General features: G+C 34.9%; 11 protein-coding genes. 3 read left to right on the top strand and 8 right to left on the bottom strand.

The genetic code is table 11. From position 1 onward, the window contains the following. Positions 1 to 59 precede the first annotated feature (59 nt). Positions 60 to 1,376, top strand: a complete 1,317-nt coding sequence (locus tag EPK97_RS14140) for a cytochrome P450 (RefSeq protein ID WP_162037260.1) — start codon at positions 60 to 62, stop codon at positions 1,374 to 1,376. 91 nt (positions 1,377 to 1,467) lie between these two features. Here the strand turns inward: EPK97_RS14140 and EPK97_RS14135 are convergent, their stop codons facing one another. Then, the gene (locus tag EPK97_RS14135) at positions 1,468 to 2,349 is read right to left on the bottom strand and encodes a LysR family transcriptional regulator (protein WP_162037259.1); all 882 of its coding nucleotides are present in this window, start codon (positions 2,347 to 2,349) and stop codon (positions 1,468 to 1,470) included. A gap of 210 nt (positions 2,350 to 2,559) precedes the next feature. Here EPK97_RS14135 and EPK97_RS14130 point away from each other — a divergent pair, with 210 nt between their 5' ends. Beyond that, positions 2,560 to 3,591, top strand: a complete 1,032-nt coding sequence (locus EPK97_RS14130) for a YeiH family protein (RefSeq protein WP_162037258.1) — start codon at positions 2,560 to 2,562, stop codon at positions 3,589 to 3,591. Positions 3,592 to 3,713: 122 nt separating this feature from the next. Here EPK97_RS14130 and EPK97_RS14125 read toward each other — a convergent pair whose 3' ends face one another. The 4 genes from EPK97_RS14125 to EPK97_RS14110 all read right to left on the bottom strand — a co-directional run bounded on the left by EPK97_RS14125 (position 3,714) and on the right by EPK97_RS14110 (position 5,493). Then, positions 3,714 to 4,070, bottom strand: coding sequence for a hypothetical protein (locus EPK97_RS14125; RefSeq protein ID WP_162037257.1), 357 nt, complete (start codon positions 4,068 to 4,070; stop codon positions 3,714 to 3,716). A 237-nt stretch (positions 4,071 to 4,307) separates the two neighbouring features. Then, positions 4,308 to 4,760: a VOC family protein gene (locus EPK97_RS14120; RefSeq protein WP_162037256.1), complete on the bottom strand. Its 453-nt coding sequence runs from the start codon at positions 4,758 to 4,760 to the stop codon at positions 4,308 to 4,310. Positions 4,761 to 4,827: 67 nt separating this feature from the next. After that, positions 4,828 to 5,004, bottom strand: coding sequence for a hypothetical protein (locus EPK97_RS14115; RefSeq protein WP_162037255.1), 177 nt, complete (start codon positions 5,002 to 5,004; stop codon positions 4,828 to 4,830). Between the two features lie 102 nt (positions 5,005 to 5,106). Continuing rightward, positions 5,107 to 5,493, bottom strand: a complete 387-nt coding sequence (locus EPK97_RS14110) for a rhodanese-like domain-containing protein (protein WP_162037254.1) — start codon at positions 5,491 to 5,493, stop codon at positions 5,107 to 5,109. A gap of 166 nt (positions 5,494 to 5,659) precedes the next feature. On the opposite strand from EPK97_RS14110, the gene EPK97_RS14105 reads away from it, so the two are divergent. Beyond that, complete coding sequence (locus EPK97_RS14105; protein WP_162037253.1) at positions 5,660 to 6,742, top strand: M15 family metallopeptidase; 1,083 nt, start codon at positions 5,660 to 5,662, stop codon at positions 6,740 to 6,742. Positions 6,743 to 6,988: 246 nt separating this feature from the next. Here the strand turns inward: EPK97_RS14105 and EPK97_RS14100 are convergent, their stop codons facing one another. The 3 genes from EPK97_RS14100 to EPK97_RS14090 form a co-directional block, all read right to left on the bottom strand. After that, positions 6,989 to 8,584 carry a 2-hydroxyglutaryl-CoA dehydratase gene (locus EPK97_RS14100; protein ID WP_162037311.1) on the bottom strand — a complete coding sequence of 532 codons (1,596 nt, stop codon included), beginning with the start codon at positions 8,582 to 8,584 and terminating at the stop codon, positions 6,989 to 6,991. Between the two features lie 22 nt (positions 8,585 to 8,606). After that, positions 8,607 to 12,050: a BadF/BadG/BcrA/BcrD ATPase family protein gene (locus EPK97_RS14095; RefSeq protein WP_162037310.1), complete on the bottom strand. Its 3,444-nt coding sequence runs from the start codon at positions 12,048 to 12,050 to the stop codon at positions 8,607 to 8,609. A 436-nt stretch (positions 12,051 to 12,486) separates the two neighbouring features. Next, positions 12,487 to 14,229, bottom strand: a complete 1,743-nt coding sequence (locus tag EPK97_RS14090) for a methyl-accepting chemotaxis protein (protein WP_162037252.1) — start codon at positions 14,227 to 14,229, stop codon at positions 12,487 to 12,489. Between the last annotated feature and the right edge of the window lie 22 nt (positions 14,230 to 14,251).

Raw genomic sequence — 14,251 nt, 5'->3', positions numbered from 1 at the left:
AGATTTTACTTTTTGAAAAGTAAGATCGCAATCTTCTTTTATGTTGAGGAGGAATATAAATGAAAGTAAGAACAGGAATACCCATTGCTAGCTCTGAAGAAACAAAGCTGTTTCAAAATGATTTAAAAGGCGTTCTAACACTTCAGCAAAAATATATGAAAGATCGTGTTGTGTATATTCCAGAACCAAACAAAGGGCTTTATATTTTATTTAATGCAGAGGATATTCAAGAAGTACTTGTTACAAAACAAAAATACTTTGAAAAAGGTTCAACGACAAATCTATTAAAAAGCTTACTAGGAGATGGGCTGGTCACTAGTGAATATCATAAACATCGGAAAGATCGTAAATTAATGCAACCTATGTTTCAATTTCAATCCATTGAAAACTTTGCCCCTCATATGGTAAAACAAACCCTTTCTTTATTAAAAAATTGGGAGGATGGACAACAGAGGGATATCTCACGAGAAATGAACGAAGTAACCCTAAACATCATTACTGACACGATGTTTGGAACCAAAGTGGATAAAAATCTATTAGGTGATTTACGCTCATCTTTAAAAAATTTTGCAAGATTCATTATGAAAAATACAAGGAATAAACCAGTTGATGAAAAAGAAATTATGAACTTCCGTCAAAACATACAGTTATTAAATCAAGTTGTATTCTCTATTATAGAAAAACGGAAAAGTGAAAATATAGATGACTATCATGATTTATTATCTCTTTTATTAAAAGCTAGAGATGAAAATAATAACCAACTAACAAATGAAGAAATTAAAGATCAAGTGATGACCATTTTTGTTGCAGGACATGGTACAACCGCAAATATGTTATCTTGGATATGGTTTTTAGTCTCTCAACATCCAGAAGTTGAACAAAAATTTTATGAAGAAATCGATATGGTTCTTGCTGGTCGCCCCCCAACGATTCACGATCTCAAAAATCTGCAATATACAGATCTAATCATACAAGAATCTCTTAGATTTTACCCAGTAGTATACCAATTGCGAAGAAAAGTCATAGAAGAGGTAACAATCGGGGATCATACCTTCCAAAAGGGAGATGAAATCTTATTAAGTCAATATGCATTACATAGAAGTCCACTTTATTACGATAGAGAAGATGAATTTATTCCAGAAAGATTTTTAGATGATATTATTAAAAACAACCCAAAATTTTCATATTTTCCTTTTGGAGGTGGATCAAGAGTATGCATTGGAAATCACTTTGCTCTGCAGGAAGCTGCTCTAATATTATCCACCATTGCCCAACAATATAAATTTCACCTTCATAACCCTACAAAGGTTGAAATCGAACCGTTAATCACATTAAGTCCAAAAAATGGAATAGAGATGACTTTGAAAAAACGTTAATAGATTTAACTTTGAAAAAACAATAAAACTTTCTAAGATATGTCTTTTTTAAAATTTGGCAATGCTGTATATCATATCCCTTTTAAGACATTTAATTATATTGTTCACGTACGATTTTCAAAAATAATTCCATCGCTTTTGTTTGAAAAGGAACGGTTCTTGTCACAATAGAAAACTTTCTTCGAACAGGTAAACCTTCAAATTCTACTACATGTAATGTACCCGAAGATAACTCTCTTTGGATTGCCCATTTTGAAAGCAAAGAAATACCAATTCCTGATTCTACTGATTCCTTTATAATTTGTGTGCTTCCAAACTCCATTTTATTTCGAGGGTTTAATTGTAAGGTTCTAAACATTTTATCTGTTGCTTCTCTCGTACCAGAACCCTCCTCTCTTATAATCCATGTTTCTGATTCTAGTTCTTCTTTCGTTATGCTTTTCTGACTTGAAAATGGATGATTTGCCGACACCGTTACATACATTAAGTCTTCTGCAAAGGGTTCTATATTTAAATTTTGGTGGTTAAATTCGCCTTCTACGATCCCAACTTCTAATTCATTTTTGATAAGTAAATTTACAATTCTTTTTGAATTTCTTATCGTAATCGAAGGTTTGATAAGTGGATACTCCTCTAGCATATTTGAAATCATTTGAGGTAATACATATTCACCAAAAGAATAACTTGCACCAATGAATAAATCTCCACTTGCCTTATTCATTAAATCATCTACTAAATATTGCATCCTTGTATAATGTCCCAATATTTCCTTCGCATGATGATATACTATTTCTCCAGCCATATTTAATCGAACAAACTTATTGCTACGTTCTAACAACCTTGTCCCAATCTGCTGCTCAAGTGCTTGAATGTATTGACTAACAGCAGGTTGAGTCATATGCAGTTCTTCGGCTGCACGAGAAAAATTCTTTTTCTCTACTACTGTAGTAAAAACAAGTAACTGATGATCCATGAATAGCCACTACCTCTCTTTTTATTAATTCCATTTTATCATAAGTAAAACATTATTATAAATATAATTATGATTTATTTTTCTTATTCAAAGGAATGATTTATGCTGAATTTAACAAATATTTATCAACGATTTCTTATAGATGAGTCAAAGTTTTATACTTTCTTATCTGCTGCTTTGTAAAGTTCATTTTAAAGAGAGGTTTTTTTCATGATTGAAAACGTTTTGAAAAAGTCAGTCTCTATTAATGTTAAACCGTTTTTTTACTGGACTGGTGGAGTCATGTTTACTTTCATCATTGCACTTTTGAGTTTTCAAGTAGCTAAAATTCCGGGTTTTAATTACATTGGACCCTTAGCAACTGCCATTATCATTTCCATCTTTTATCGACAAATTTTTGGTTATCCTGAAAAAATTAAATCAGGGGTTGTTTTTTCAGCAAAAATACTATTACGTCTTGCCATTATTCTATATGGATTAAAGTTAAATATAGACATTATATTCAAACAAGGATTAGGATTAGTTGGTTTCGGAATCATTTCAATCGCTTTTTCAATTGTATTAACCCTTTTCATCGCAAAATGGTTAAAGACTGATATAAACTTATCGTTGTTAGTTGGTGTCGGAACCGGGGTTTGCGGTGCTGCGGCCATTGCTGCAGTCTCTCCTATTCTTAATTCTAAAGAGGAAGATACCGCAATAAGTATAGGGATCATTGCTTTAGTCGGTACGATATTTTCCATCATTTATGCATTGTTACTTCCAGTCTTACCACTCACACCAGATCAATTTGGGATTTGGGCAGGAATTAGTTTACATGAGTTAGCAAATGTGGCTACTGCTGCTGCACCTGCTGGTGAGGATGTGTTAGCCATTGCATTACTGGCTAAACTTGGTCGTGTATTTTTACTTGTTCCTTTATGTTTTATTCTTATTTACTGGAAAAAGAAAAAACAATCTGTCGAAGAATCAGAAGATACGAAAATTCATTTTCCATGGTTCCTAGTTGGCTTTATCGCAATGAGTTTAGTTGGAAGTTATGTGATTGGTCATATCATTTTAATTCCTAATGAAGTCTTAAGTAATATATCAATCTTTACAACCTTTTTATTAACGATGGCTATGGCAGGTTTAGGTTTAAATGTAAACCTAAAAGCACTTCGTTCAAAAGCCATGCGTCCTTTTATAGCAATGGTCATCACATCCGTTCTGTTATCTATTTTGACATTCTTCATCGTTTAAAATAACTAATTTTAAGAAAACATATATAGAGAGGCTGACATAGAAGATATTTACCTCATGTCAGCCCCTCTTTTTATATAATAACAATAAGTCATTAAGTCCTTATTATTATTAGTTTATGATTAAGACTTAAAGACTTTGACAACTGCAACTTCAACATCCAAAAGTTCGTTAGTATCTTGCTCTAGTAAAGCCACATTAAATATATATTCACCTGGTTTTTTAAAAGTACCCATAATGTTAGCACATGTATTTAGAATAACATCATTAAAAATATGGACTCCCACTTCATTAAATTCTATTGAAGTTCCTTCACTAAATACAAAATCTATATCATCCACTTGGTTACGATCTCCCAAAGCTACTAAAACATAAGTTTCCTTATCTGTTGGGGTAGTTGTAAAAGCACATACTTGAATGAATTCTTGTATATTAACTTCTGCATTTACAGGTTCCTTAATACGAACGCAAAACGCCAATTTTCATACACCTCCTATCTATAATTGAACGAATTCTATCTTTTATTTGTCGTTCATCATATCATATGAACAATTTATTAAAATTGATTGTATGAATATCCGTAGACTCTCGTGCAAATTTATAAGATAACTTAAGACTTTGACCACATGTCAAAATTAAGCTTTATTTTACAAAAAAAGCCATTCTCAATTTAGAGAATGGACCGAAAGGAGCATGTTAATGATCATTGTTATGTATTAATCAATTTCCAATAATTCAAGAATTACCTTTAAATCATTGTTAGTATCCATATAAGCATATCTACCACCATCAAATTCCCCTTTTTGAACAAGCGGCATATTTTTACTTTCCATGATTTTTATTTTCTCAGTTAATCCTTTAACCTCAAACGCAATATGATGTACACCCTCACCTTTTTCATCCAGAAACTCACGCCATGTACTCGGATTTTCATCAGGTTGTATCAGTTCTAACTGTAGGGATCCCATATTAAAAAAAGCTAACCGTGCTCTTGCTTTTGTAGAACTTCCTTTATATTCAGTTCTTGCTTTATCCAATTCATCCGTCCAAAAAGCCTCTGGTGTTTCTACTCCAAAAAAATTTGCAAATACCTGCGAGGTTTTCTCAATATCTTTTACCATAATCCCAATTTGCGTAATCACATTGGTGTTTAAAATATTCTTTTCCATCGTAAACTCCTCTCAATGAAAACAATTTCAATTCCATTTTATCACATAAAGTAGAGTGTTAATAACCTTAAATGTTCTTCTGAATAGCGATCATCGTAGTGTTTTCTATTACAGGGACTTTTTCTGGTTCATCCATTTCAATTTCTTGTTTTTCATTGGGATTAGGTGAATTACACGAGGTTAGTGCCAATATCGTTAATATTAGCAGCGATATTTTTGTGATTTTTTTCTTATCATACGACATGTTAGACCCCTCCGTTTTTTGATATAAAGAAGGTTAATATACTTATATAACGATAATTCACTGGAAAAGGTTTCATGTTCTTAATAAAAAAAACACCCTAGGTTACCTAGGATGTTTAATCTCACCGTGCCAAGACATCATCCCGCCACGCAAATGAATCATATTCATTTTTTTCTTCTTTAATATTCTAGCCGCTTTTTTACTTCGAAATCCACTTCTACAATATAACATAACGGTTTTATCCTCTGGAATTTCGTCTAGTCTTTTTCGAATTTGTGAGAGTGGAATGTTCACTGCATCCTTGATGTGTCCTGTTTTCAATTCATGTGGCTCACGAACGTCAATGAGAATTATTGATTTGTTGCCATTTAGTGCCTCCGAAAAATCAGTTGTATTTAACGTTTTTAACCCTTTCACTGGTAACTGCTGATATATAAACCAAAATAACAATCCAAGAACGATTCCTGAAAAAATAATTGAACTATCCATTTTATTTCCTTTCTATGAATGTGCCTTTTGGGGTAAATTTTAAGATACGATTCAGTTTCTGTCAATCTTTTTTCATGGTATAATAAAGTTCACCTTACATCTAGTAGGGGGCTTTTTTTTGTCTTTATCACTTCTATTTCAATCCAGACATCGGAGGAACATGTTTATGTTAAAATCTCGCTTTTTTACATATAGTGCAGGTGCTATTATTAGTAGCTCTTTATTACTAACAGGGTGTGCAAATACCTCAATCCCTTCTAATGCAAACTCACCAGAAGGGGTAGTACAAGAAGAAGTTGAACAATCAAATCAAACAACAAGTAATGTAATAAAATCTGATGAAATTCAAAACATCTTTTTTAGTGAAGAACATATCACCATATCACCTGAATCCAACTATTTACTTGTTCTCTATTCTTTATTAACTGATCAAACTGAAATTCAAGTTTTCCCTGAAGATATTATTTATGAAATCCAACCTTCAAACCTAGCCGTCATCGAAGATAACGGATTACTTACCCTTTCTAATGATGCAGTAACAGGGAATACATTTGATGTTGTTGCAACATATGAAGGTTTTTCAACCCAATTGACGATTACAGTAAAATATAACTTGGAAGATACAATTATAATTGGGGGAAGTGAAATTCCACAAATTACGAACCAAGAAAGTATCGCTGTACTAGTAAATAAACAAAGAAGTTTAAAAGATGAATATGTACCTACTGACCTTGTCCAACCAAATATTCCTTTTTCCTTTGCAGGAGAAAGTGAAAAAAAATGGTTGCGCGAAGAAGCTGCAAGAGCACTGGAACAATTATTTGAAAAAGCAGATCAAGAGAATATTCAGTTAAATGGAGTTTCAGGATACCGTTCTTACCTTACCCAAAAATCAATATTTAATTGGAATGTACAGGAACAAGGAGAAGAACAAGCACGAAGATATAGTGCATTCCCTGGAACAAGTGAACATCAAACTGGACTTGCCATTGATGTTTCTAGTCCAAGTGTGAATAACGTTTTACACGAAAGCTTAGGATCTACTAAAGAAGGACAGTGGTTAGCTAAGCATGCTGCTGAATTCGGTTTTATTATTCGTTATCCCCAAGATAAAGAACACATTACTGGATATGCTTATGAACCGTGGCATATAAGATACGTAGGAAAAGAAATAGCTGCAGAAATAATGGGTCAAAACAGTACGTTAGAAGAGTATTTTAATGAGAGTACACCAGTAAGTACAAGATAATACTCCAACGTTACTATAAAAAACTCACTTTGAAGTGTACCCTTTTCATGAAAATCATAAAAAAAAATTCAGGATAAAACCTTTTCTATCATTAAATTTTTTTCCGTATCAAAAAAGTTATTTAAAAAACGGTATAACACTGGTTTGTGCATCCGATTTTAAACAACTTTTTTAAATGACCTTATTATCTTTTAAAACAACATTATTATCACGTAATAATTAAGTCTTCGTTTGTCTCAATTCCCCTTAAAGATGATAAACAATATTTGCTGATGTACATGCAACAGAATGTTTACTTACCTTCAAGGGTTCCGATATAGGCGAACGATTGTAAATATTTTTCTGAAGATGCTCTACGGAAAAGCCCTTTTTGACTAAAGCTTCATCGAATTCTTTCTGAGCAGCCTGTTTAGCCTTAAACAACATCATTTGTATTCTGCTATAAACATTAATTGCCCCATCTCCCGTCGTTTCAATAGGAAGAAAAATCGCTTCAGGGTGAATCTCAGTAATGAGTGACTGAACTCCATCAGAAACACCTGATGAAGGCATGCATCCGAATGGCTTAACAGAAATAGTCATATTTACTTTCCGTTTCTTCACATTAAGAATAAGTTTGCCGACTTCCATATGTCCTTCACCACCCCTTAGGTGGTTATTATAATGCGAATCGGCCACCTTAGCTATTTCATCCATATTAGGTAAGTGATATCCGCGAAGCCCGATTGCTCTGGCATAGGTATAGAACATCCCGCGTACAGTACGATCAGCTAACCCTAAAATGAGTAAACGTTTTAAAGGATTCTTTCCTTTTAAACCTTTACTTTCGGAATCCGCTTCACGTAAATGCATCCGTTTGCGAGTATCATACTGTCCTTCCCAAATTAAAAATAAGATCCATGCAGTGACAGACTGCACTTCTACCTCGGCACCCTCACTTTCCAAAAAACTTTGCAGTTGATAATTGCCTTCTCCTTCAGTCGTCATCGCCCAGAACTCTCCAATAATGCTTACTTTTGGTTTTACCCGAGTTCTGTCGACTTTTACAGCTTGAAGCTCTTTTCGACATCGGTATAAAGCCGGCATAAGTTGTTTACGTTCGCTGAAAGCTTTATATAAATGCTCTTTGCAGCGTTCAAGGGCAGCATTAGTAGACCCCTCTTCCACTTCATATGGGCGGATGCGATACCCTAATGCATTCAAAATATCTCCGATCAATACAGCCTTTAAAAAAGTAAGGAAAAATGAACTATCTAATTTGAGAGCAGACTCTTGACCTGTAACCTGTTTTAAGCCACTCTGCTGCTGAAAGAGCAAAACTCGAAACCCATCAAATCCAGCATCCCTTAGTGCCTTCCGATATTCTGTTACGTAGGTACCAAAACGGCAAGGACCACAAGAACCGCTTGTAATGAATAGATACTGACTTACAATTTGTTCCTTTGATTTTCCTTCAACATCTCGAAGATAAGTAAGATATTTGATCAGATTCCCAACAGTAAAGTACGTTGGATTACATTGCCCGCGATTCCCATATTCCTTACCAAAACGGAGAGATTCTGTATCTGGACAATCCATGTGTTTGACATGATATCCCAATCCTTTAAGCGCTCCTTCCATTAAGTAGTCATGGATCATGGTAAGACCACCAAAAAGAATGGTTGTGGAATCTTTGTCCTTTGCAAAAAATTGGCGGGGAACCGGGTCAAACCATTGTGCTTTTGGTTGACCCAGACCTAATTCTGCTTCTTGTTCAGCCTGATACCGGTTTAATTCTTTTTGAAAATAATAATCCGGCTGGTAACTATCCTTAACAACTTCTCGTTTTTTTGATTTACGCATTTTCAAATCAACTCCTTCTTATTTATTCAGATATAGCTTTTTTCTCTTGGTTCGATTGCTGCAGTAATTCGAAACGCTTTTGTTCAATCAGTTCCTGTAATTGAATCTTCTTTTGCGCTAAATCTTGCATCTTCTCCTCATGCAGTCCTAAACTATGTGCATAGGTTTTAACACGGATTTTAATGGAGCCACTTGGTTTATTCGCATCGATATCATGAAGTGCGGAATAAGGAGTGTTAGCAGTTGAAATAATGGAATCAATCATCCCATAAGTAGGGGCATCATGTCCGCATTTAAAATTGGAAAGATCCAATACCGCTACATTAGGATGTCTAGCCGAGAACTTAGCAGCCCACACCTTCTGAACACTATTTGAACTGAAATTTTCAGGCCACACATCAGTTACTTCCAAAGCATGATTCACTCTTCCACTTTCTAAATCATCTTTGAAAAATGGGCGCAGCCAAGTTTCATCTTTCGGAATGGAGCGCATCGATAGAATCGGATAGCCTAACACCTGAAATTCATCCAATATGCTGTGGTTAAGTCCTGGATCAGAATGGTAAGGACGTCCGATCATAAGAATGGCAATGCGATTTTCCTCTTCGACTTGCTCAAGGATCATTCTTCCTTTTTCCTGCATCTCATGATCAAAAAGCTCCATAGCCTTCCATGCTTCATCTGCTGCGAAATTACTTTCGTCTTCTGTTATTTGTAAGAAATCAGTAAACGCCTCATATAACTGTTTTTTCAGCATATTCTGTTCTGTAAACGTCACCGCTGGATCAAAATAAGTGATTCCCCTTTCCTTGAAAAAGTCTGTTTCTTTCGTAAAAGCAGCCTTAATTACATTTGGAGCCCCAGCGACAATCGGACAGCTGGCGGAATCCATCACATTCTGCAGATGAGTTGGAATATGGGTAATGCACGGGAATACGATCGCGTGTAAAGCTTTGCGCTCTGTATGATGTTTGAACAACAAATTATGAATATGCGCTTGTGCTACTTTTGACGGGTAACAAGGATCAATGGAGCCGTACTTTCCACCTTTCTGCCACATTTCCTCACTCGTATTGTCACTGAATACGATATTCTTCTGTTCAATGCCCAGCGTCTCAAAATAAGTTCGCCAAAATGGGGCTGTAGACCAAATATTCAACACTTTTGGGATGCCGATACGCAACTGTTTTCGTTTTTCCATCGCCTCTATAGAAGAGCGTTGGAACTGACGAATGAATTTTCTTTGTCTCTTTCCAAGGCTTAATATACTAGTATTGATTTTAACATCCTCAACAGTTTTGTCTGACGAGGGCATGGGAGCTGGATCATAGAAATGTCTGAACATTTGTCTTGCTTCATAATCCACCAGATTAGGATATTGTTTCTTCTGCTGATTGCGCTCTTGAGTCAGCTGAATCAGCGATTCCTTATTTTCTACCGTCCCCTTCTCACAGCTAAAACCTGAAATATAACGAGCTGTTTGTCCATCAGGTGTAGTAGAATCGATAAATGTTCGGCTGCAGTTATTCGGACAAAAATTACAGCGGGTTGATTCATCATTAAGGGATGTATAACTTAACCCTATTGCTGCATCAAGCCCTAGAAAAGTTGAATACCCCCGCCGCTTTACTACACGAAGGGTTTCCATGGCAGCTCCAATTGCTCCAGCTTCACCAGTATGTGGATGAACATATACCTCAGCATCCGGAACCCGCTCTTTAATATAATCTACTTGAGCTTTTACTGCTGCCAGATTATGCTGTGTCCCTCCTTGCAAGACAAATTTGCGTCCTAATTCCGACATACGTGGAATTTGTACTACATACTGCCATACATTTTTGGGTAGTACTAAGGCCAGTCCAGCCAACAACTCCTCCTTTGCGTAACCTTCCTTTTGGAAATTTACCCGATCAGAATCAAGAAATACTGCGCATCCATAAGAGAATTTCGGACTCAGTTCAGCTTTAAATGCGGTTTCAGCATATTCTTGAACAGGTATCCCAAACTGGTCAGCCATCGCCTGAAGCAACATTCCATTTCCAGCTGAACACTGGTTTGACAAACGGAAGTTGCGGATATCTCCATTTTTTAGAAAAAGGACCTTTATGTCTTGTCCGCCAATGTCGCAAATAACGTCAATATCTCCAAAAAAATGAACGGCACTCATCATATGAGCAACGGTTTCTACAATATTAACATCCGCTTTTAATGTCTTTTCCAAGACATCTGCAGCATAACCAGTTGCCCCAAAGCCGATAATTTCCAGTTTGGAACCAGATGCATGTACTTTATCATAAATACGCCCTAGAAGCTCCTTCGTATCTTGAATCGGATTCCCTTTAGAAAGCTGGTATTCCTTAAGGAGAATCGTTCCGCTTTCATCGACCACCACGGCCTTTGATGAAGTAGAACCCCCGTCAAGACCAATTACTGCCTTAATTGTTTTTCCCGGTTCAAAGGAAAACGACTTAAATTTAGGAATACTGTACAGACGGCGAAATTCTTCCAATTCCGCTACGCTTTTTACTAGAGGAGCACCGGCTTTTTCACCCAGCTTTGCCTTTCGTCCATGAGTAATAAATTTCTTCAATTCTTCTAGACCCTTGTAACGACCTACTTCACTCGATTCATGAAGTCCATAAATGACAGCACCATATGCAGCATAATACTGAGAATTTTCTGGAACAAAAATTAATTCATCGATCGGTATATCTTTCGGATAATTGTATCCTCGCTGATCCCACGATTCAGGAATTCTCTTACGCCAACATTGCTGAAGAAAAGGCAAATATGTGTTCGGCCCACCTAACAAGAGGACCTTATGTCGCAATGTATTCCCACGGGTCAGTACAGAGAGATTCTGCATAACAATTGCATCCGCCAAAGAACACATGATTTCCGAAGAAGGAATGCTGCTTTTCACGAGGTTCACGATATCCGTTTCTGCAAAAACACCGCATTTCGCTGCAACATGATGTAACTTTGTATCATCAAAAGCGAGCTTTGAAACTTCTGATTCTGGCATTCCTACCTTAATGATACATTTGTCAATCGTAGCACCAGTACCAGAGGCACATTTGTCATTCATAGAATTAATGGCTTGCTTGTCACCAGTCTCCTCGTTTTCTTTAAAAATAATGATCTTTGCATCTTGTCCTCCGAGTTCAACTACACTCCCTACATCAGGATGTAGCTCTTCAACTGACATCGTAACGGCATTCACTTCCTGAACAAACTTGGCACCGATATGCTCAGCAATCGGACCACCACCAGATCCCGTAATAAACACTCGAATCTTTTCTTTCTCTACTTCTGAAAATTCATTCCCGATACGAACCAAGAATTCTAATACGTTTTCAGCCTGTTTCGAATTATGACGCTGATAATCAGACCATAGAATCTCTTTCGTATTCGGATCCACTACAGTTGCTTTTACAGTGGTAGATCCAACATCAATCCCAATCATAATATTTTCCACTTTAGCTCACCTCACATACATGTGGTTTGAAGTTTAAATTGCATATTGAATATTTATTCTATGATTTTCCAAAACTCTCGAAATTATTACAAAAATGTGAAAAGTTTGTGCCCATTATTACGAAACACTTAGTATGTTGATTCTCCGGCGTCAATATAAGGTACCACCTGATGCTATGCATACCATCAATAAATTAATGATTCATGATAACTTTAATTAATATGAGATTTAATAGGTTCATGTTATCATCATAAGATAACTATAGTAAGTACTATCTTTTTATAGTACCTTGCTGTAGTAGGCGAGACTTTAAGTCAAGACAACTTTATTTATTAAAAATATTTATTCATTATTAGAGTGAAACAAAAAAACCACCTTAAAGGTGATTTTTTTGTTAAGTATATTTTTTACTATTGTTTAATTTTCATTTTTCATCTTCTAATTTAAAACGTTTAATATTTTGATTCATTTTGTTAGCTAGTTCACTTTGTTCATCTATCGTATCCACGATGTCTTTATATTGAGCTACCTGTTGATTTGTAGAAGAAGCGATTTCCTGAATGCCTGCTGAAGTTTCTTCTGAGATGGCTGTAATGTCTGACATATTATTGTTTACTTCTTCACTTTGTTTTTTAATATCATTTACCCTTTGTAACACTTCATTCATTTGATAACTCATTTGTTTAAACATTTCGTTTATTTCCATAAAATTATCATACGTTGCTTTGAATGTAGTTCTCCCATCTGAAGTTCTTTTATTTGACTTCTGCAGAGACTCCTGAAATTGTTTTGTTTTTTCTTCATTTTTTGCAACAACCTCCATTACCCCATTTGCAACTTTCGTTGTTTCAGAAGATAATTCTCGAATTTCGTCTGCAATAACAGCAAACCCTTTTCCGAACTCTCCTGCTCTTGAGGCTTCAATAGAAGCATTCAAAGATAAAATATTTGTATTCCGAGAAATTTTGACAATCTGTTCCGAAAACTTACGTATTTGCACAAGCTCTTGATTTAAATTTTCGAAGGACGAGATTAAATCTATATTAGAGTCTTCAACCAATTTTATTTGTCCCATCGTTTCATTTAAATCCACTGTACCTGTATCAATTTTCCCATATGTATGTTCTAACGATATTTTAAACTTTTCTATAATATCGACAATATCTGTTACAGACTGATCTAAGTCAGATATATTAACTAATGAACCTTCTGAATAACTAGCTTGTTCTGAAATTCCTTTTGAAATTTCGTCTACATTTTTTGCAATAATTTCTGTTGAACTATAATTTTCAGAAATGGTTAGATTTACATTTTTCACATTATTATTCATTAAATGAATCGAGTCACCTACATCTGAAATCATCATTTTTAAATTATCTACAATCTGATTCGTACTTTTGGCCAACAATCCAAGTTCATCTTTTGAGATATTCAATTTCGATGCTGTTAAATCCCCTTTAGATAATTGATAATTGTAAGAAACTAAACGATGAAGGCGTTTTACAACACTGCTATATATCCACCAGCCTAATAACAGGGAAATAATAATAGCTGTAACGATAACAATCATATTGTTTTTAAGTGCGAGATTTTGTGAGTTTTCTATTGATTGTTGTGAATTTAAAACTTCACTGTACTTCAAATCATACAATGTTGCAGAATTGTTAACGATGCCATTTAAGCTTCGTAAAGAAGATTGATATGCTTTATTGAACTTTGCAGGATCACCTTCTAATATTGCGTTAAGAATATTATCCTTATAATTTAAAAAGCTGTTCCAATCCTTAACTAACAATTCGGCTATAACTATTTGTTTATCTCCACTTGCAAGTTCTTTTTGCTGATTTACAATGATTTCGATTTCATTCATTTTATCAGTTATTCTCTTTTCATAACTTTTTGCTAAAGTTGGACTATTTGATGCTGTCATAATAAATTGATTAAATTCTAAAATTTTAGTTGTTAAGTTTTGCAACTCATTCATGGATCCGATCTTATTTTCATATGAATCTTTAACCGTTTCTTTAATACTATTAAGGGAAGTATTTAAAATTAATGCTAGAGTTAACAATGTAATAAACATAAATAGGAATAAAATAATTAGTTTAAATCTTAGATTAATTACATTTGATAAGGCGCTGACTTTGCTCACGATCTTATTAAACATAACGATCCCCCTTCCTTGTAAA

Origin of the sequence: Chengkuizengella sediminis (assembly GCF_010078385.1) — a bacterium.
Lineage (GTDB): Bacteria > Bacillota > Bacilli > Paenibacillales > KCTC-33759 > Chengkuizengella > Chengkuizengella sediminis.
This window is presented reverse-complemented; position numbering and strand designations above follow the sequence as displayed.

Bases quoted from the DNA above. Each gene is read 5' to 3' on its own strand.
- EPK97_RS14135 (WP_162037259.1), bottom strand. From the start codon at position 2,349: ATGGATCATCAGTTACTTGTTTTTACTACAGTAGTAGAGAAAAAGAAT.
- EPK97_RS14115 (WP_162037255.1), bottom strand. From the start codon at position 5,004: ATGTCGTATGATAAGAAAAAAATCACAAAAATATCGCTGCTAATATTA.
- EPK97_RS14095 (WP_162037310.1), bottom strand. From the start codon at position 12,050: ATGATTGGGATTGATGTTGGATCTACCACTGTAAAAGCAACTGTAGTG.
- EPK97_RS14090 (WP_162037252.1), bottom strand. From the start codon at position 14,229: ATGTTTAATAAGATCGTGAGCAAAGTCAGCGCCTTATCAAATGTAATT.
- EPK97_RS14110 (WP_162037254.1), bottom strand. From the start codon at position 5,493: ATGGATAGTTCAATTATTTTTTCAGGAATCGTTCTTGGATTGTTATTT.
- EPK97_RS14140 (WP_162037260.1), top strand. From the start codon at position 60: ATGAAAGTAAGAACAGGAATACCCATTGCTAGCTCTGAAGAAACAAAG.
- EPK97_RS14130 (WP_162037258.1), top strand. From the start codon at position 2,560: ATGATTGAAAACGTTTTGAAAAAGTCAGTCTCTATTAATGTTAAACCG.
- EPK97_RS14105 (WP_162037253.1), top strand. From the start codon at position 5,660: ATGTTAAAATCTCGCTTTTTTACATATAGTGCAGGTGCTATTATTAGT.
- EPK97_RS14120 (WP_162037256.1), bottom strand. From the start codon at position 4,760: ATGGAAAAGAATATTTTAAACACCAATGTGATTACGCAAATTGGGATT.
- EPK97_RS14100 (WP_162037311.1), bottom strand. From the start codon at position 8,584: ATGCGTAAATCAAAAAAACGAGAAGTTGTTAAGGATAGTTACCAGCCG.